Origin of the sequence: Mesorhizobium sp. Ca11, from assembly GCF_020165275.1 — a bacterium.
Lineage (GTDB): Bacteria > Pseudomonadota > Alphaproteobacteria > Rhizobiales > Rhizobiaceae > Mesorhizobium.
Genome location: NZ_JAIUHU010000007.1, coordinates 247,525 through 266,205, shown reverse-complemented (window position 1 = coordinate 266,205; position 18,681 = coordinate 247,525). Strand labels below are relative to the sequence as shown.

At 62.4% G+C, this 18,681-nt stretch carries 17 protein-coding genes, 2 tRNA genes and 1 pseudogene; 12 read left to right on the top strand and 8 right to left on the bottom strand.

Annotated features, from left to right (window positions below; translation table 11 throughout):
• Positions 1 to 159: 159 nt before the first annotated feature.
• From LB538_RS15250 to LB538_RS15230, 5 genes are all read right to left on the bottom strand, one after another.
• Positions 160 to 1,335 carry a hypothetical protein gene (locus LB538_RS15250; RefSeq protein ID WP_224523734.1) on the bottom strand — a complete coding sequence of 392 codons (1,176 nt, stop codon included), beginning with the start codon at positions 1,333 to 1,335 and terminating at the stop codon, positions 160 to 162.
• Positions 1,336 to 1,478: 143 nt separating this feature from the next.
• Positions 1,479 to 1,973 carry a hypothetical protein gene (locus LB538_RS15245; RefSeq protein WP_224523731.1) on the bottom strand — a complete coding sequence of 165 codons (495 nt, stop codon included), beginning with the start codon at positions 1,971 to 1,973 and terminating at the stop codon, positions 1,479 to 1,481.
• A gap of 190 nt (positions 1,974 to 2,163) precedes the next feature.
• Complete coding sequence (locus LB538_RS15240) at positions 2,164 to 2,772, bottom strand: hypothetical protein (RefSeq protein ID WP_224523728.1); 609 nt, start codon at positions 2,770 to 2,772, stop codon at positions 2,164 to 2,166.
• Between the two features lie 1,556 nt (positions 2,773 to 4,328).
• Entirely contained in the window at positions 4,329 to 4,934 is a 606-nt protein-coding gene (locus LB538_RS15235) for a recombinase family protein (RefSeq protein ID WP_224523725.1), read from the bottom strand.
• 282 nt (positions 4,935 to 5,216) lie between these two features.
• Entirely contained in the window at positions 5,217 to 5,819 is a 603-nt protein-coding gene (locus LB538_RS15230; protein ID WP_224523723.1) for a hypothetical protein, read from the bottom strand.
• Between the two features lie 1,403 nt (positions 5,820 to 7,222).
• Between LB538_RS15230 and LB538_RS15225 the strand changes: the two genes are divergently transcribed.
• Positions 7,223 to 8,035: a topoisomerase DNA-binding C4 zinc finger domain-containing protein gene (locus tag LB538_RS15225; protein ID WP_224551705.1), complete on the top strand. Its 813-nt coding sequence runs from the start codon at positions 7,223 to 7,225 to the stop codon at positions 8,033 to 8,035.
• Here LB538_RS15225 and LB538_RS15220 read toward each other — a convergent pair.
• Complete coding sequence (locus LB538_RS15220; protein ID WP_224523717.1) at positions 7,996 to 9,792, bottom strand: hypothetical protein; 1,797 nt, start codon at positions 9,790 to 9,792, stop codon at positions 7,996 to 7,998. The genes LB538_RS15225 and LB538_RS15220 overlap by 40 nt on opposite strands.
• Positions 9,793 to 9,894: 102 nt before the next feature.
• Positions 9,895 to 9,969 (bottom strand) — tRNA-Thr (locus tag LB538_RS15215).
• 222 nt (positions 9,970 to 10,191) lie between these two features.
• Here LB538_RS15215 and LB538_RS15210 point away from each other — a divergent pair.
• The 11 genes and pseudogenes from LB538_RS15210 (at position 10,192) to LB538_RS15160 (ending at position 17,821) form a co-directional block, all read left to right on the top strand.
• Positions 10,192 to 10,464, top strand: coding sequence for a hypothetical protein (locus LB538_RS15210; protein ID WP_224523940.1), 273 nt, complete (start codon positions 10,192 to 10,194; stop codon positions 10,462 to 10,464).
• Between the two features lie 140 nt (positions 10,465 to 10,604).
• The gene (murA, locus tag LB538_RS15205; protein ID WP_095765703.1) at positions 10,605 to 11,897 is read left to right on the top strand and encodes a UDP-N-acetylglucosamine 1-carboxyvinyltransferase; all 1,293 of its coding nucleotides are present in this window, start codon (positions 10,605 to 10,607) and stop codon (positions 11,895 to 11,897) included.
• 92 nt (positions 11,898 to 11,989) lie between these two features.
• On the top strand, positions 11,990 to 12,424 hold the full coding sequence (locus tag LB538_RS15200) for a DUF2948 family protein (RefSeq protein ID WP_224523715.1): 435 nt from the start codon (positions 11,990 to 11,992) through the stop codon (positions 12,422 to 12,424).
• Positions 12,425 to 12,430: 6 nt separating this feature from the next.
• The gene (hisD, locus tag LB538_RS15195; protein ID WP_224523712.1) at positions 12,431 to 13,723 is read left to right on the top strand and encodes a histidinol dehydrogenase; all 1,293 of its coding nucleotides are present in this window, start codon (positions 12,431 to 12,433) and stop codon (positions 13,721 to 13,723) included.
• Positions 13,724 to 13,725: 2 nt separating this feature from the next.
• Positions 13,726 to 14,211 carry a UPF0262 family protein gene (locus LB538_RS15190; protein WP_095765706.1) on the top strand — a complete coding sequence of 162 codons (486 nt, stop codon included), beginning with the start codon at positions 13,726 to 13,728 and terminating at the stop codon, positions 14,209 to 14,211.
• 42 nt (positions 14,212 to 14,253) lie between these two features.
• Entirely contained in the window at positions 14,254 to 14,664 is a 411-nt protein-coding gene (locus LB538_RS15185; protein WP_095765707.1) for a low molecular weight phosphatase family protein, read from the top strand.
• 198 nt (positions 14,665 to 14,862) lie between these two features.
• Positions 14,863 to 15,081 carry a translation initiation factor IF-1 gene (gene infA / locus LB538_RS15180; RefSeq protein WP_006200926.1) on the top strand — a complete coding sequence of 73 codons (219 nt, stop codon included), beginning with the start codon at positions 14,863 to 14,865 and terminating at the stop codon, positions 15,079 to 15,081.
• 128 nt (positions 15,082 to 15,209) lie between these two features.
• Positions 15,210 to 15,836, top strand: a complete 627-nt coding sequence (locus LB538_RS15175) for a Maf-like protein (protein ID WP_095765708.1) — start codon at positions 15,210 to 15,212, stop codon at positions 15,834 to 15,836.
• A 13-nt stretch (positions 15,837 to 15,849) separates the two neighbouring features.
• Positions 15,850 to 16,059: a DNA gyrase inhibitor YacG gene (gene yacG, locus LB538_RS15170; protein WP_140847161.1), complete on the top strand. Its 210-nt coding sequence runs from the start codon at positions 15,850 to 15,852 to the stop codon at positions 16,057 to 16,059.
• Between the two features lie 165 nt (positions 16,060 to 16,224).
• Positions 16,225 to 16,300, top strand: a tRNA-Phe gene (locus LB538_RS15165).
• Positions 16,301 to 16,512: 212 nt separating this feature from the next.
• Positions 16,513 to 17,821 (top strand): annotated as a pseudogene (locus LB538_RS15160) (tyrosine-type recombinase/integrase).
• A gap of 291 nt (positions 17,822 to 18,112) precedes the next feature.
• On the opposite strand, the gene LB538_RS15155 reads toward LB538_RS15160, so the two are convergent.
• Positions 18,113 to 18,649: an invasion associated locus B family protein gene (locus tag LB538_RS15155; protein WP_224523708.1), complete on the bottom strand. Its 537-nt coding sequence runs from the start codon at positions 18,647 to 18,649 to the stop codon at positions 18,113 to 18,115.
• Between the last annotated feature and the right edge of the window lie 32 nt (positions 18,650 to 18,681).

The following is an 18,681-nucleotide window of genomic DNA, read 5'->3' as shown; positions in this document are numbered from 1 at the left end:
TCACCCTCAAGGTAATGCGAGGGTCCGGTGCTTAAAGCAGTCACATTGAGCATCTACTCCAAGTGGGCCGACGATGAGGCGGAGCGGAGGCCTTCCAATACACCCTAAGACCCCACCTGGAGCCCTTTAGCAGCGAGTTATTTTGCATATAGCAGCGACTTATTGGCGAGACTTCTCCTCGACCGGTAGGGCCACCCCCACCAGCCGTTTGGACTCTTCACGCATAGCCGCCATGGCCGCCGCCTTGGCGCTTTCGGCCACAAGCGCACAGTCATGGATGGGTAGTGCCACCACGCCCCCTCCGATCAACCGAAGAAGCACAGCCACCAGGATGTTGCTCTCGGTGTTGGCAAGGCTCGGACCAATGTTGGTCCCGAGGAGGTGCGCGATGGCGGGATGCTTGGCCGCCACGGCCTCCGAGAGTCTCTTGGCTGTCCATCCCGCAGGCAGCAATTCCCGCAGCTCCCCGGAGAGGCGGCGCAAGGTCCCATCACGGAAGAACAGGGACGCGACGGCCTTCTTTACGGCGTCCCGGTGCCCCTCTAGGCCTGCCACCGCATACGGGTCTCCGGCCGGCAGGGTCGCCCCGACGTGGGCGTAAGCCAGATGGACGTACATCGCGCGATAGTCCAACTCCACCAAACGCTCCCCACCTATAGTAAGGCCCGCCCGCCTCGCCCGTGGGAGCGACTGCCAGAAGCCCCCGAAAAGCCTCCCGTGGCCATCGAACGTGGCGGGGGCCTCCGCGCCGTCCACGAGGAAGACCCGGACGAGTTGGTCGGGTGGTTGGCGCTCGCCGCAGAGCCTAATGTCGGCCCCCGCCAGTGCGTCGTTGATGGTCTTCATTTCGGTTCGCAGTCGGAGGGTCTCCCCCGTATCTGGGTAGTCTACCAGCGGCTTCGGCCTGTTCCTGCCGACGACCGCCTTGAGGATGACTGTCTCTCCACCAGGAGCGCGGCCGAAGTCCGCCAGCGATGCCCCGGCCTGGGTCAACCTGGAGCGGAGCCGTGCAGTAGGCTCGACGGTCGTCCGCAGATGCTTAAAGACTGCCGGGCGGTAGACCGCCAGCCCGTCCCCGGCCAGCGACTTGAGGGTGTCGATGAGGGGGCCGCGCGGCAAGTCCTTGCGGTCGTAGCGTGTGGCGGCCCTCTTGTCGGCCTGGACGGCAAGGCGAGCCCCCGGCCGATGGCGGAGGGCCACCAGCGCCAGGTTGGACACGAGGTTCTGGACAATCGCGAGGCGGCGCTCGGCGGCGTCGGCCCTTGGCTTCCGGTTGGGGTTGCGGCTGGAGGCGGCTTCAAGCTTGGCGTGGAGGGAGGCCGCCAGGTCAGCCAAAGGGGATGACTCGCTGACGGTCAGCCACGGGTCGTGCATGAGGGTGGGGGTTGGAGGAGGTACGGTGCCCTCCCCCAAGTCGTCCGCACCTAGAAGGACCAATGGTGGGTCGTGGTCCTGGTCCGATCTCTCGTCAAAGTGCGTCACCGCTCGTGCCTCCCCGCCGCCTCTACCACCTCGCGCACCGCCTCCGAGTCCGCGACGATCCCGGCGATGTCCTCGATGGTTTGCCCGAGGAGCCGCATGAAGGCCCCCTCCGCGCGAGGGTACCGAGAGAAGGTGCCATAGAGTGCGGAACGGACATGGGTCCCCGAGGCGAGGCGATGGGCCATCTTGGCGATCTGGACATACTGGAACTCCGGGTTGGCCCTCGGCCCGAGAGCCGACTGGGCGGCCTTCACGGTGAGGGTGATCAGGAGGAGCTGTTCTCCCGACTTCCCGGCCTCATGGAGCCGCGCCAAGGCATTCCGCACCTTCTCCTCGGTGCCGGCCCATCGAGCGTCCTGCGCAGTCCGGGCGGCCCCGCTTCCGGCCAGGAGGCCATTGAGGGCAGCGACCACTTGGCCCAAGCTGCGGTCGCCCCGGTGAGCCTTGAGCCACCGCCGCGCCGCCGCCTGGAACGGCCCTAGCTCCGCCATCGTGTAGCTCCTCCGCCAGTAGGTCCCGTGGCGGCGTCGGAATTCGACGTGTCGCTTGCACAGGGTCTCCGAGAGGCCGTTCCTGGCGGAGCGCTGGGTGAGGTTCTTGCAGCCATGGGCGGCGCAGCGGCGGGGCGAGAGGTCGGAGGGCGCAGCGGCGCGGTGCTCGATGTCGTGGGGAGACCCTCCGCTATCCACGGGCAGCCTCCAGTCGGCTCACCAGGCCATCCGGGTCGGGGTCTGCGTCGGTAGCCGCGATGAAGTTGAGAGGGTCCTTGTGCTCGGCGGCGAGAGTCGAGAGCAACGGGAGCCTTCTGAGCGCGGCACGGAGGCCGGACCTGGCTGACTGGACCGCGAGGTGGTGCCCCTCCGGCTCCTCCACCCGCGCCTTGAACGGCACCAGCCGCCACTCCCCCCGATCCCTGGCCTCCTGGATTGGCTTCAGGAAGTCGAACCCATCGAAGGGCTTGCCGCCTGCCGTGCGCCCGCGACTCCTGGCTACGTGGTCGAGGATGCCTACCAACCCTTTGGAGTGGACGAGGAGCGTTGCGTCCCTCTGCCGCGCCTCCAGGAGACGCGACACAGCGGCGGCCCTGAGGATGTCGTCGCTCTTGGCGCAGCCGGCCCTCCAGAAGCGAAGCACGTCGCCCCGACCCCAGAGGACGGCCCCGTACGATCCGGCATGCTGTGGAGGGGCAAAGCCTTCAGGTCGAGGGCCTCGATCGATCTCAATGACCGCGCGGAGGGTGGTTGGGTCGTTTATCTCCTGGGAGTCGAATGGAATATCTATAACAGACACTTGGCTGCTTCCTATTGTTGGACTGAAATCGTGGAATTTGGTTTCGACGCTGCCGCGTCTTCATCAGCGGGAGGGCGTCACTCCCGGACCATTCCCCGCCCCTCATCCCTTGTTCTCCACCTAGCTACCTAGGCGCCGTATGGGAGGGGCAGCACCGACCCTCTTCGAGCCGAGTGGACAGATGGTTTGTGCTTAGGCCTATCTGTCAGGGGCCGCCCTAACCCTCGCGCGGAGGGCCGTAAGTCCGTGTGGTCCATCGCTCCAAGGGGGAGCGGTATAGGAGCTGCCGCGCCCAAATAGAGGGCGGCCTCCGGGTGCGTGCCCCGGATGTAATCCTGGTGCCCCTCCGGTTAGGGAGGGTCGCGCAGGGGTATTTTTCGAGTTTTGGGAGTTTTGACTATACATCCCGCAAGATAGAGCAAGACTCTTACGATTTCAATACTATAAATCGGGCGGCCTAATAGTGGCGTGATTACTCGATGAACTCGATCAACGAGCGGAATATTTTCAACAAACGTGCCGCTTTCAACTCCCAGGGAGTGGCAGCGGAAACAAGGAGGCGTCCAACAATAGCGACAAGACCTCGCGGGTATTGAGCTGTCTCCGCCGAATCAGCTCGTCGGCCACGCATTCTGTTGCTGCCCACATTCGCGGGTCCTGGAGTAGCCCCGCTGTCGTCGCCTCATGCTGCCGGTAGCTGGCTAGGGTCGCCAGGTCGTCGGCCCCTCCATGCTGGGTCTTGATGATCGACACGGCGTCCTCATCGTCATCAATGCCATGAGGTCGGAAGGCGGGGCGGGTGATAGCTCGCCATACGTGCTCATCGGGCCGGCGTGGCTCCAGGCGGCGGTGGACGCACTCCGCCAGGTAACCGGCCAGCGAGACCGCAATGCACTCCTCGGAGGTGGCTGGTCGTATCGGCAGCAGTCTCCACCTGGCGGGCGGCCCTAGGCGAAGCTCTTTGACGGACCACCAGTAAAGGAGGGCCACGACCGCTCGGCCCGCGAGGCTGTAGGCCGCATGACGCTCGGCCCTCTCGGCCTCGGCAGCCAGGGTCTCGACCGTGGGGTCCGGCACTGAGGCGATCCCGTGGATCACCATCCAGTCGCCCCTTGAAGCCAGATTGCGAATGGCCTCGATCTGGGCGGCTGTCAGTCTGGCAATCGGTATATTCTCCGCCAGGTTCCAGCGAAGTCTGTGCCCTGTAGCCCACTCCAGCCAGTGCTTGGGGCAGAGCCCTTCGCGAACCTCTGGACGCTGGCAACGTCGGCACTTGGTGCGAGGCGGAGGACCTAGGCGTGGAGGAGCGTCCGAAGCCGGGACGGGAGTCGCGGCTACGAGGGCGCGAGATACCTCGGACAGAGGGGCATCGACCCGGAGCTTGGATATGGCACCGAGTTGCCGCTGAGTTAGCTGAGTGCGCGGCAGCTCCCAGACGGTATCGGGCAACCTCCAGCCTTTCCGCACGCTGAAGCAATAGTGGAACTGGCAGTATCCGGTCGGATCGGGGCGCTCCCGGCATCCCTTGAGGAAGCAGTCACCCCGCCGTGGCCGCATCAGTCCGCCGCCGTTCCGGCCTGTGCCCTGAGTATCCTGAAGACACTCGCTCTGCCGATCCCCAGCTCCTCTGCGATGGCGTCCCCAGTCTTACCCTCTGCCTTGAGCCTGATCACCTCGGCGGCCTTGCGCTTCGCGGTGGGAGCCCTTCCCTTGTACTTCCCCTCGGCCTTGGCCTTGGCGATGCCCTCCCGCTGCCGCTCCAGCATCAGCTCCCGCTCGAACTCCGCGATGGAGCCCAGGAGGTTGAGCATGAGCTTGCCTGTGGGAGTTCCGGTATCGAGGTTCATCGCGAGGATGCGGAGGGCGACGCCCTTGGCCCGGAGCTTGGCGGTGATCTCCACCAAGTCCGCCACGGAGCGGGCCAGCCTGTCGAGCTTGGTGACTATGAGGGTATCCCCCTCCCGCACGTAGTCCAGAGTCCTCTCCAGCTCCGGTCTGTTGGCGGCCACCGAGGACAGCTCCTCGCGGAAGACCTTGGCGCACCCGGCTCCGGTGAGGTCCCTTAGCTGGGCCTCAAGCCCTGCCTTCTGGTCGGTGGTGGAGGTGCGGGCGTAGCCGACAAGCTGGCCGGCTCCGGTAGGCGTGGCTTTTGGGGTCTTCATCGTAGGGCACTCCGCTTCGGATCACTGGACTCTTTGAGTCTCTGATTCAGCAGTCTCAAAATGTCAATACCCATTCATATGATACGCATTTGCACACGGTCTCGGCGGACTCGCTAGGGCAAGGCCTAGTGAGACGGTCTTTGACCCCGATTGCCGACCCCAGGGAATCCGCATGTGAATTGACGCAGGTTAGGTGGCGTGGGGGGCGGGGGGGGGAAATCCTCCCGCTGTCACGTGAACAGAAGGCTTCGCGTGAGCTACCCCCGGTCGCATTCCGGGCTTCTAGAGGAAACGGTCTACCGGCATGCTGGTGGAGACGTCGCTGCCCCACCGGAGCCCAGCAAGCTCAGCGCCGCGCCGCAACCATGCCTGCGTCTCCTCGGCTGAGTTGTTTGTCCCAAACCACCATCCGTCCATTAGGGGCTGGGCGTACTTGTGGGCTAGGGCAGCTTGATCGAAAAGGTGCAACGGATCACGCGCTACGATCCGCTTCGTACGGGGCTTGATGGCGGATAGCTTGTCGAGAACACCAGGCTGATATGCTTCAAAAGATTTCAAGCCTTCTTCGAGTAGGTTTCTGAGCGACCAACAGTCCGTAGTCACGCCTTTAAATTTCAGTATGTAGCTACCTGTCTGGCGGGACGCGCGATGAGTTAGCGACGGGACGACAGCCTCTGGCGATGCCGTCTCCTTCTTGGCCTCTTCGAGATCTATTGATCGTACCGTCTCGTTTGAGAGATCGAGTACACTCGTGGGTTTAAGCGGATCCACGCCGAGTGCCAGTTGATTGCTGGAAAGGACACTGACGCTCAGGTCCCCGCTCCCGTTAGCGGAGCCGAGGAGTTCGATGAGCTTGGTTGCCATGATGAAAGACACTTGAGCCATTGGTTCTCCTCCGAGGAATAGACACAGCGAATTTCTATTCTCTTCCTTACAAGAGTCAACCTTCCTTATAAGGAAGCCAGAAGGAGGACCAGGCTTCGGGCAGCCGGGAATCCGGTGGAGAAGGGACGTTTTCACCTCCGGAATGCGGGGGGCGCGGGGGACGGTTCTCCCTCTCTCGCGTAGATCAGAATGCTTCGCGTGAGCGACCCTTCTGGCGATCCTGGCAGCGGCTAGACAACGTGCTCATTCAAGCAGGTTTCCGGCGGCCAGTTTGGACTCAGCCCTGACAGGATCATCCTGAACGTCTGGTGGGCGGGAATGAAGCGACCTGCATTATCGAACTCGTTGATGTGAAGCGGGTCATGGGGCTCGATTCGGTCCATGTGTATCCGGTCTCTCCAATCCGTAAGGTCCTGGAGCCTAGCGATTAGGTCTGCCCGCGCGATGGGCGGAGGTTGCGCCGAGTTTAGAACCTCGTCCACCAACGCCGGGCGCCAAATCCGTGTGGCAATTTTGTCGTTAGGATTTACTGCTTGTCCCTGCATTCGTCTGTGAACGCGAACTAGGTGAGCTCCTATCCCTTCCAGGACCGAGTGAGTTAGGACAACGAACTGGTGCATCTTCATCGATGAGATTGTTCCGTGAAGCGTAGACGCTCCGTTAAACTGTCTCTGGGTTTCAAGATTGAGGAGCAGCAAAGCACATTCGAACTCGGCAAGTTGCAACCGATAGCCGATGTTGCGTCGATGTCGCGGGGGGATAAGGTCTGTCGGGTCTGCCCGGGGCCGGATTCTCTCTAGGTACCTGACCCAGGGATCGATCAAGGTTGGCGCAACGAACCCGTGGACGAAATCCGCATCGTCCACATGGGCGATTAGTGCTTGAAGTCGATCCATTCCCCTCCTCGGAATCTGGCGGCCTTCACATACCATCTGCCGTAGGCGAGTTAAGAACACACCTACTCCGGCTCTGGGGCGGTCCGGAGTGACCAATTCAGAAGCTGGGCTCTCCCGTATCGAGGAGGCTCAGTCGTTGCGTAAAAATCGGTGATACGCCTAGCAGAGACGAGAGTGACAAGGCGATCTTCAGCATATCGGTCAACCCAGAGGGACAGGCTGACCACCGGCTTGACCGAAAAGATCATTCCGGCTGAATGGCCATTCTCTTGCAGAGACCCCGCGACTTCGTGAATCGAAATTGCTAGCGACGTTGTGCCTTTGAGCGGAGCTTCCAGCTCGCCGGTCAACTCTATATAAGTTCCGATGTGTCGAGGATAGCGCTCCGACCCGTCGCCGCTCGACTCAAGGTGGACCTCCTGGCCGCTGATTTTGGCGGTTAGAAATAGGTTTTGGCCTATTCTCCTGCGCTTGGCCATCGACAGTTTGTCCGCGCATACCCTACACTTGTTGAACCTGTCATTTGCTTCTAGGCTCGAAATTGCTTGCGCCCTCGCGGTCTACGTCATGAGCCCAGAAGAGCCTGTGATTATTGTACCTGAGCATCCGGGAACGGATACCATTAAAGCGCCAGTGCTGAACGTATTCGACGGCGACGGGTTTCTTACGAGGATAAGAGCTTCCGAAGTCCCGGGTGCTGCGAGCGATCAAGAAGAGTTCGAAACAGTAGCTCGATTTGGCTTCATCGATGCTCCCGAATTAGAGCAACCCGGTGGCCGAGAGGCCAAAGATTTTCTTACCGATCTGATCGGTGGAAACTGGGTGGAGCTTGTCATCCTAATGAAGATGGATACGGGCCGGTCGGTGGACAGCTACGGGCGAATTGTTTGTGTTCCCTTTCTAACGCTGGCCTATGCCGACAACCAGTTCCGAACAGCAGCTAAGCGGCTCCACGTCGCAAAGTCTTTTGGGGCACCTCTGCTCATTACGAGGAACATCGAACTGGAGATGGTCATCAATGGCTGGGCCTGGGTGCTGGAACGATATGGACCCGATGAACGATACTTCCAGGCGCTGGATGAGGCCAAGCGACATAGGAGGGGCATTTGGGCGTTCGAGGACAACATCCATCCCTGGGAATTCAAGAAGCGGAAGTATCGTGAAGCCCGGCGAAACGGTACGAGTCCGCCAGACCCAAAGCGCCCGTGCCAGATAGATGGATGCCGGGGCCATCTCGTGAAGAGAAATGGTAGGTTCGGGGATTTCCTAAGTTGTTCAAATTATCCCAGTTGTAAATACACTTGTTCAGCAGCTACCTGAGGCCTGCCGCCTGAACCGCCCGCACCTCCAGACGGCTCCAACAACGGCTCAATCTTTCTTAGCTCCGCAGCAAGCCCAGGCAGCATGACATCCGAGGAGCCGTACTTGGCGTGAACCGCCTGAGTGGAGTGCCCCGCGAGATACTCCGCCGCGCTCCCCTCAAGCCCATAGCGCCGGGACAGGCCGACGAAGAGGTGGCGCAGCCCGTGGTTAGGGGACAACCCAGGCCTCACCAGCCCCACCGCCTTCCCCCGCACCCACCGCCCGATGAGGGACGTAGCCCCATCCCTGAAGAGCTGCCCTTGAGGAGCCGCCTCCACCCACACCAGGAAGCCCTCGGCCTCCAACGCCGGATGGACCGGGATGCGCCTCTCGCTGTTTGCCGTCTTGAGGGAACGCTTGCCGGCACTGGTCACCTTGAAGAACCAGAGGCCCTCGGCCTGGAAGAAATCAGATTTCCGCAGGGTGTTCGCCTCGCTGATCCGCAGGCCGGCATAGAGGCACAGCCAGGGCAGCCACCGCTTGCTGGCGTCCTCCTCTCTCCGCGCCGCCAGCAGAACCGTGCGGGCCTCCTCCATGGTATAGGAGGTCTCGTCTGCCGGCTTCTCCATATAGCTGGGCAACTCCACTCGCCCCGAGATGGTCTCGGCCTGGGCCATGGCGTCCCGGTGGTCTCGCTGCTTCTTGCCCCAGTTGATGATAGTCCCGATGGCCACCAGCCTATCCGCAATGGTGCGGTTTGAGACCCCAGCCTCCTCCTGCATGGCGTCCAGCCAGGCCTCGACCTCTCGCAGCGTCACCGTAGCGGCATTCTTTGAGTCGCGATGAGTGGCGAAGGCTTCCGCTATTCGCTTGTACTTCTTGACCGACTTATCGGGCATCGGCTTGGAGCCCTGCCCCGCCTTCTTCTTGGTGACCTGGGCGTCAATGATCGCCTCGAAGGTGACCCCTTTGGCGCTGGCTCCCTTTGGCCCCGACGCAGGCGGAGTCGCCTGCTTCGCATCGGCGACCCATGCAGGTTCGCTAAGGTCCCCCGACAGCCGCGCCTCAAGGCTTGCCGCCAACCGCTCCTTAGCGCCTATTCCCTCAAGGCCGACCAGGAAGCGCGACCATTCATCCGCCGCCGTGATGCCCGCCGCCCCCAGATCTTCCGATATGGCCGAGCCTCGCGCGTCTTCCATCATGGCGAGGCCGACCGCGCGAAACTCGGGGAAGCACCACGGAAAGCCTCGACCGTCGCGGACATCTTGCAACGCCTTGGCCCGCTCAATAGGCCCGCCGTCAAGCAGCCGCCGAGCATTGGCAATGCCTTCCAGCCGCGCCGCTTCCCGTGCCTCTGGTGACATGCCCGCGAGATGGCTTCGGGTATTGTCGGAGGGGGCGAAGACGGGGCGAGAGAATGAGCCGTGGGCCGCAACGGGGGCATCCAGCGGATTATCCTTGAAGGCCTCCCACCGCCGAGCGGCCCCAAGCGCGGCCACCCTCACCGCGTCCATTTGGCTAAGGCTGCGCGGGCCGTGGTCCAGAAGGGCCTGCCAGGCCTCCAGGAGTCGCTCCCAGGCATCCAGCCGTTCGCGGTAGACGCGCGTTGCCTGGCCTCGGTCTCGCGCCCCAAGCGACTTTGTGAACTCCTGGCTTCCGCCTATCGCAGAGGCCCCCAGCTTCAGCAAATCGTCGCGCCGATCCCAGAGACGCTGGGGGATTCGGAACTTGCCTTGCCAAACCTCAGAGCCTTTGCGCTTGGATAGACCCCGCATTCTCCACCGAATTCCCGCCATACCAGAGCACATTCCCATAACAGTCCGCACAGGCGGAAGCCACGGAAAACTCTAAGTTTTTGATGCTGCTTCGGAAAAGTCTGGTGCTGCGAGAGAGGATTGAACTCTCGACCTCTCCCTTACCAAGGGAGTGCTCTACCACTGAGCTACCGCAGCCTGCGATGGCGGCGCTTCTGCCATATCGAACCGGTAAGCGCAAGGCCAAGAAAAACCCAAAGCGTCGCATGTGATTCCCGCCGGCAATTATACGGTTTGGGGCGGCATGGGCGGCTGATCCACAGGATGAACCCGACTTTCGGCCCGCTTTCATGACATGGCCGCGCGAAAATGCTAGCCATGCGGAATCGCGGCCGGCTGACCGCCGGTCAGGAATGGACGATGGACGACAAGGCAAATCCACCGAAAAAAGGCGGCGGCGAGCGCAAGGACCGGCTGGCCGAGGCGTTGCGCGCCAATTTGCAGAAGCGCAAGATGCAGGCACGTTCGCGACGGGTTGGCGACGCTGACAAGCAGCGCGCCCGCGACCGTGACAAGCAGCGCACTGGCGACGTTCACAAGCAACGCGCCGGCGACGCTGACGAACAGCGCGCTGGCGATCCCGACGATCGGCCGGAAGAGTTGCCGGCTGCAGGAAAAATGCACAAGGACTGACCAAATCAGCCATACTGGCCGGCCACAGTCGGTCCGGTTTTAGGAAAATCCTATTTCTTGAACCAAGCCGGCCAATAGTCTAAGCCGGGCACACTCAAACCGATTGAAGCGGCCTGTTCGGGCCGAGGGGACGTTTTCTCATGGATCGCATCAGAATTGTCGGCGGCAACGAGCTTGCCGGCACCATTCCGATCTCGGGCGCCAAGAACGCGGCATTGCCGCTGATGATCGCCTCGCTGCTCACCGACGACACGCTGACGCTCGAAAACGTGCCGCATCTGGCCGATGTCGAACAACTGATCCGCATCCTCGGCAATCACGGCGTCGATTATTCCGTCAACGGCCGGCGCGAAAAGCAGCAGGAAGGCTATTCGCGCACGATCAATTTTTCGGCCCGCAACATCGTCGACACCACCGCGCCTTACGAACTGGTGTCGAAGATGCGCGCTTCCTTCTGGGTGATCGGGCCGTTGCTTGCCCGCATGGGCGAGGCCAAGGTGTCGCTGCCCGGCGGCTGCGCCATCGGCACGCGCCCGGTCGACCTGTTCCTCGAGGGCCTGCAGGTTCTCGGCGCCGAGCTCGACGTCGACAATGGCTATGTCATCGCCAAGACCCGGAATGGCCGCCTCATCGGCAATCGCTACGTGTTCCCGAAGGTCTCGGTCGGCGCCACCCATGTGCTGATGATGGCGGCCTCGCTCGCCAAGGGCGAGACGGTGCTGGAGAACGCCGCCTGCGAGCCGGAAATCGTCAATCTCGCAGAATGCCTGATCGCCATGGGCGCCAAGATCCATGGCGCCGGCACCTCCACCATCACCATCCACGGCGTCGAGGCGCTGTCGGGAGCGCGCGTGCGCGTCATCCCCGACCGCATCGAGACCGGCACCTATGCCATGGCCGTCGCCATGACCGGCGGCGACGTGATGCTCGCCGGCGCCCGTCCAGACCTGTTGCAGACCGCGCTTGACGTGCTTGTCGAGACCGGGGCCGAGATCACGCCGACCAATGAGGGCATCCGCGTCAAGCGCAATGGCGCCGGCATTGCGCCGGTCGACGTGACCACCGCCCCCTTCCCCGCCTTCCCGACCGACCTGCAGGCGCAGTTCATGGGCCTAATGACCATGGCCAAGGGCAAATCGCGCATCACCGAGACGATCTTCGAAAACCGCTTCATGCATGTGCAGGAGCTCGCGCGCCTCGGCGCCCACATCACCCTTTCCGGCCAGACGGCGATCGTCGACGGCGTCGCCAGACTCAAGGGCGCTCCCGTCATGGCGACCGACCTGCGCGCCTCGGTGTCGCTGGTCATCGCCGGCCTTGCGGCCGAAGGCGAGACCACGGTCAACCGCGTCTATCACCTTGATCGCGGCTTCGAGAGGCTGGAAGAGAAGCTCTCCGGTTGCGGCGCGGTGATCGAGCGCATTTCGGGCTGACGCTTCGCAGCATTCTTTCCCAGCGGTTGCGCCGAGCGGAAAGACCGCATAACAGAACGTTGAATTGTCAACGTTCAGGGTGCGCATTCCGCATGGCAGCTCTCAAGCTCATCGCGCTCGACGACCAGGATCTGAGCATCGTCTCGGCGCATGTCCAGGACGCCGTGATGAAGGTCTCCGACCTCGAATATCTGCCGGCGGCCAAGCGCTTCGTGCTGACCATGAACCGCTTCGTCTGGGAAGCGAAATCCGGCTTGTTCCGCCAGCACAATGAACGGCGCCAGAGCGTCTTGCATTTCGATCGCGTGCTCGGCGCCAAGACCAACGGCATTGCGCGCGACAAGCCGGCCGAGGTGCTGTCGCTGCTGGCGGTCAGCTTCATCGCCATCAGCAAGCCGGCCGGCATCATCGAGCTGATCTTTTCGGGCGGCGGCACCATTATGCTCGACGTCGAATGCATCGAGGCCAGGCTTGCCGATATCGGCGGCTCCTGGGAAGCCACCTCGCGCCCCCTGCACAGAGGCTGAAGCGCGATGGCGATAACGCTCCGACAGCAGGACGCCGATTTCGAACAGCGTTTTTCGGCCTTCCTCACCACCAAGCGCGAGGTGTCGGCCGATGTCGAGGCCGTGGTGCGCGACATCATCGCCCGCGTGCGCGCCGAAGGCGACAAGGCGCTCGTCGATTACACGCTGAAGTTCGACAAAGCCGATCTCAACACGCTCGGCATCGCGGTGTCGAAGGACGACATCGCCAAGGCCTATGAAGCGGCCGATCCGGCGACCGTCGAGGCGCTCAAATTCGCGCGCGACCGCATCCGCTCACATCACGAGCGGCAGAAGCCGAGGGACGATCGCTATACGGATGCCGCGGGCGTCGAGCTCGGCTCGCGCTGGACGGCGATCGAAGCCGTCGGCCTTTACGTGCCGGGCGGCACGGCGAGCTATCCAAGCTCGGTGCTGATGAACGCGGTGCCGGCCAGGGTCGCCGGCGTCGAGCGCATCGTCATCGTCGTGCCGGCCTCGGGCGGCGTCATCAATCCGCTGGTGCTGGTGGCAGCCGACCTTGCCGGCGTTTCGGAGATCTACCGCGTCGGCGGCGCGCAGGCCGTTGCAGCGCTTGCCTACGGCACCGAGACGATCAGGCCGGTCGCCAAGATCGTCGGTCCGGGCAACGCCTATGTCGCGGCGGCCAAGCGGCAGGTGTTCGGCACGGTCGGCATCGACATGATCGCCGGGCCGTCGGAAGTGCTGGTGGTGGCCGATGCCGACAACGATCCGGACTGGATCGCGGCCGACCTTTTGGCGCAAGCCGAGCATGATGTTTCGGCCCAGTCGATCCTGATCACCGACGAACCGGAATTCGGCAAGGCGGTCGAGCAGGCGGTCGAGCGCCAGCTCAAGGTGCTGCCGCGCGGCGAGACGGCCGGGGCCAGCTGGCGCGATTTCGGCGCGGTGATCCTGGTGCCGACGCTCGAGGCCTCTCTGCCGCTGGTCGACAGGATCGCGGCCGAGCATGTCGAGCTCGCCTTCGACGACGCCGAGGCATTCCTTTCCAGGATGCGCAACGCGGGCGCCGTGTTTATCGGCCGCCATACGCCGGAAGTCATCGGCGATTATGTCGGCGGCTCCAACCACGTCTTGCCGACGGCGCGGTCGGCGCGTTTCTCGTCGGGTCTGTCCGTGCTCGATTTCGTCAAGCGCAGCTCGATCCTGAAGCTCGGCCCGGAGCAGCTCAACGCGCTGGCGCCCGCCGCGATCGCGCTCGCCAAGGCCGAAGGGCTCGATGCCCATGCCCGCTCCGTCGCGATCAGGTTGAACATGTAACGATGTCCGGCCGCGACCAGACCCGCGACAGGCTGATCGACGTCGAGCTCGACGAATCGATCGGACGTTCGACGCCCGACGTCGAGCACGAGCGGGCCGTGGCGATCTTCGACCTCATCGAGGAGAACCGTTTTCGGCCGGTCAATGATGACGGCGCGGGTCCTTACAAGCTTAAGCTTTCACTGGCCGAGTCCCGCCTGGTTTTCGGCGTCAGCCGCGAGAACGGCGCCGAGGTGGTCACCCACATTCTGTCGCTGACGCCGCTGAGGCGCATCGTCAAGGACTACTACCTGATCTGCGAAAGCTACTACGAAGCCATCCGGTCCTCGACGCCGAGCCATATCGAGGCGATCGACATGGGCCGGCGCGGCCTGCACAATGAAGGCTCGCAGACGCTGATGGACCGGCTTGCCGGCAAGATCGAGATCGACTTCGACACGGCGCGCCGGCTGTTCACGCTGGTCTGCGTGCTGCACTGGCGAGGCTAGATCCTGGTCGCCCTGCCCCATTCGATCCTGTTCCTATGCGGCATGAACGCCGTGCGCTCGCCGATCGCGGAACAAATGGCGCGCCGCATGCTTCCCGCCACCACCTTCGTCGCTTCGGCCGGTGTGCGCGCCGGCGAGCGCGACCCGTTCGTCGATGCGGTGCTCGCTGAAGAAGGTCTGTCGCTTGGCGAGCGCCAACCCAGGACGCTGGCGGATATGGAGGACGATTATTTCGACCTGATCGTCACGCTGGCGCCGGAGGCGCATCATGCGGCGCTCGAGCTGACGCGCTCGCTGGCCGTCGAGGTCGAATACTGGCCGATGCCCGACCCCACCGACACAGGCGGCACGCGAGAGCACATCATGGCCGCCTATCGCGATGTGCGCGAGCGGCTGAAAGCGCGCATAAGCCGACGTTTTCTGCTTCCTGAGGCAAAAAACGCGGCCGATTAAGCATGTTCACAAGCGGGCGATTATCATATAGGTTCCGCCGCAAATTCCGGCCGGAGTCGGATGATTTCCGGTCGGTTCGGCCGGGAATCATCCGACTCCGGATCAAAGAACTAGAGCACGATGTTGCCCGAAAACCGCTTGACACTTTTCGGCATCATGCTCTAGGCGCCGGAACCGCCATCCAAGCAAAGGTATCGAATGCCGAAGGAAGAAGTCCTCGAGTTTCCAGGTGTGGTCACCGAACTGCTGCCCAATGCGATGTTCCGGGTGAAGCTCGAAAACGAACACGAAATCATCGCCCACACGGCCGGCCGCATGCGCAAGAACCGCATTCGCGTGCTGACCGGCGACAAGGTCCTGGTCGAGATGACGCCCTACGACCTGACCAAGGGCCGCATCACCTATCGCTTCAAGTAATCATCTAGCGCGGACCCAGAGCCGGATGATTTCAGGTCTGTTCGACCCGAAATCATCCGGCTCCAAATCAGGGAGTGGAGCATGATGTCGTCCGAAAACCGCTTCACACTTTTCGGCATCATGCCCCCATGAGCATTCTGCAGAAGCTGGTGCTTGCCTCTGGTTCGCCGCGCCGCATCGAACTCTTGCAGCAGGCCGGCATCGAGCCCGACCGGGTGCTGCCCGCCGATGTCGACGAGACGCCGCTGCGCGCCGAGCATCCGCGCTCGCTAGCCAAGCGCCTTTGCAAGGACAAGGCCGAGAAGGCGCTGGCCTCGCTGAAGAGCGAGGAGGACTATGCGCCAGCCTTCATCCTCGCCGCCGACACGGTGGTGGCGGTCGGACGGCGCATCCTGCCCAAGGCCGAGACGATCGACGACGCCGTCAATTGCCTCGGCCTGCTTTCCGGCCGCTCGCACCGGGTCTATTCCGGCATCTGCCTGATCACGCCCGGCGGCAAGCTGCGCCAGCGGCTGGTTGAGACAAGGGTGCGCTTCAAGCGGCTGCCGCGCGAGGAGATCGACGCCTATGTCGCGTCGGGCGAGTGGCGGGGCAAGGCCGGCGGCTACGCCGTGCAGGGCCTGGCCGGCTCCTTCGTCGTCAAGCTGGTCGGCTCCTACACCAACGTGGTCGGCCTGCCGCTCTACGAGAGCGTGGCGCTGCTTTCCGGCGAAGGCTTCAAGGCGCACCAGCACTGGCACGCCGCGCGCTCATGAGCATAGTCCACACATGAGCTCGGGCGACAAGGTAACGCCGCTGAGGCCGAAACGGCCCTGCCCCGAATGCGGCAAACCGTCGGTGCGCGAGCATTATCCGTTCTGCTCGGCGCGCTGCAAGGACATCGACCTCAACCGCTGGCTGAAGGGCGCCTATGTCATTCCCGGCCGCGACGGCGAAGAGGAAGAAGACGACAGCCCGACGCCCAAGGACGAGCCGTAAGCGCAGCCGGCGACCGGTTGTTTTCCAGCGATTTTTCTTTCCTGACGAAATCAACACCTAGGCGCTGGACAGGCAAGATTCCCGTGCTATAACCCACGCGCTTTCAAGGGGCGCCGCCTGGCGCCTTCGTGAAACCCGGCGGGCGCATCCCGTTAGCCGGCACAGGCCCAGATAGCTCAGTTGGTAGAGCAGCGGACTGAAAATCCGCGTGTCGGTGGTTCGAATCCGCCTCTGGGCACCATCCCCTCTTCTCCCGACATTCCGTCTCGCCGAAGCTTTAACGCTCAAGTCTCCGCAAGCCACTGAATTTGCCCCTCTTTTCGGCACGAACAGTGTGCTTGAGCGAATTTCATCGCAGTTCGGCAGATTTCGTCCAACGGGGCGAGGTGTTGGTATTTTTGTTGGTATCTGAGACCCTGTTGGTATCGAAGCGCCAAAACAGGAGGTCCCACAATGGCTCTCTCCGACGTGAAATGCCGCAACGCCCGGCCGGCGTCCAAGCTCCAGAAACTGTCCGATGGCGGCGGGCTGCAGCTATGGATTCAGCCGTCGGGAACCAGGCTATGGCGCCTAGCCTATCGATTTGACGGAAAGCAGAAGCTGCTGTCTCTCGGCACCTACCCGGTCATCTCTCTCGCCGATGCCCGCGAAGCACGCGATGAAGCCAAACGTCTCCTTAAGGCTGGTGCCGACCCAGCTCAGGAGCGAAGATTCCATAAGGCCACTTCGCAAAAAGACACCTTCCGTTCAATCGCGGACGAATATGTTGACAAGCTGAAAAAGGAGGGACGTGCCGACCGGACGATTAGCAAGGTCAAATGGCTGCTCGACTTTGCCTATCCGACAATTGGTGACAAGTGCATTCGGGAGATCGATCCGGCCACCGTCCTTACTGCCCTTCGCCGCGTGGAAGTTCGTGGTCGATATGAGTCGGCGAGGCGACTGCGCTCCACCATCGGCACCGTGTTTCGATATGCAATTGCGACCGCACGCGCCGAGGCTGATCCGACGATCGCGTTAAGGGGCGCACTAATCACTCCAACGGTCACGCCGCGTGCCGCGATCATCGATCCTAAGGCCTTCGGCGGCTTGGTGAGGGCGGTCGATGCGTTTGACGGACAGCCTACAACCCGAGCTGCCCTGAAGCTCATGGCATTGATGTTTCCCCGCCCCGGCGAACTTCGCGCGGCAGAATGGGAAGAGTTCGATTTCGAAAGCTCGATGTGGATCATTCCTGAAGCACGCATGAAAATGCGCCGGCCGCACCGCGTACCCCTTTCAAGGCAGGCCATAAGCGTATTGACTTCGCTTAAAGAAATCTCTGGTGGTGGATCGCTGCTCTTTCCTGGCGTTCGATCGGTTTCGCGTCCGATTTCCGACAACACGCTTAACGCCGCCCTTCGCCGCATGGGCTACGGCAAGGAGGAAGCGCCGCGCATGGTTTTCGAGCAACAGCATCAACTCTGCTAAACGAATGCGAAAATGGCATCCGGATGCGATAGAGCGCCAACTGGCCCACATTGAGAACAACGACGTTCGTCGAGCCTACGCCCGGGCTGAGCACTGGGAAGAGCGCGTCAAGATGATGCAATGGTGGGCCGACTATCTGGATGAACTCGAGAGCAACAGCGGACGGGTGATCTCAATCGGAGGACGTGGCAAGCCAGCTGTCTATACGCCACCGGCAGGGTCGACTTTGAACCCAATGTCGAGAATTCACCAAACGGTGAGACGAATATCCCACGCCCGAAAAACCTACTGATCGAACACCGGCAATTCTGAAAGCGAAATGGTGGGCCCGGAGGACGTATCCAGAATATTGATTCAATTGGATTTTTCGTGGGCCAAAATCAGAAATCTTCCCGTATGGTCCCGCACGATCTCGCAGCTGATTTAAAGATCGTTGGCTACCATCGTTGGCGCGACTAATGAGGGTTTTAGGCCAACAAGCAGTCTAACCGCTTCCGGAGCGACCGGCCAAAGCCAAGCTTTGCGTTGCGTCTCAGAACGGACATTCTGCCCAGTTGCAAGGAACGTCGGTCGCGCAACCGGGTCACTTCAACAGCGCCATGGTCCTGTCCACTGCGCTGGGAAAGCCGTTCAGCGAGAGCGCCAGGTTGGTCTCCTTGCCGCCGTCGGCGACCACCTTGATCTTGAGGCTTTTGCCGTCGCGCAGGGAAGCTAAGGTCTCGGAGTCGAAGCTGATGTCCACGAGACAGCCACCGGGAAGGCAGGTTCGGAAGCGCAGTGGCGGCAGGGCCGGGCCGTCATCGACCTGAAGGGTTACCCCTTGGTCCAGCGACAGTCCGAACGGCAGCACGAGCGTGCCCTGGACGGCCTCGCCGGCCGGGCGCAGTTCCATCGCCAGCACGCGCTGGCGCGACTGGCTGTCGGTCTGCTCCTGCGACAGCGCGCAGACCTTGACGGCGGCGCCGTTCTGGCTGGCGAGATTGCAGGAGACGGTCCAGTCGCCATGCCCTTCCCTGAGCGAAGTCGCACCGCCAGGGAGAGCTGCGGTGTCTTGCGCGAATGCGGCCGCAAGGGAGAGCAGGCTTGCGGCGATCAGCGTGGCATATCCAATTCGTTTCATCTCGTTTCCATCTCGTTTCCATCTTCAAGAAA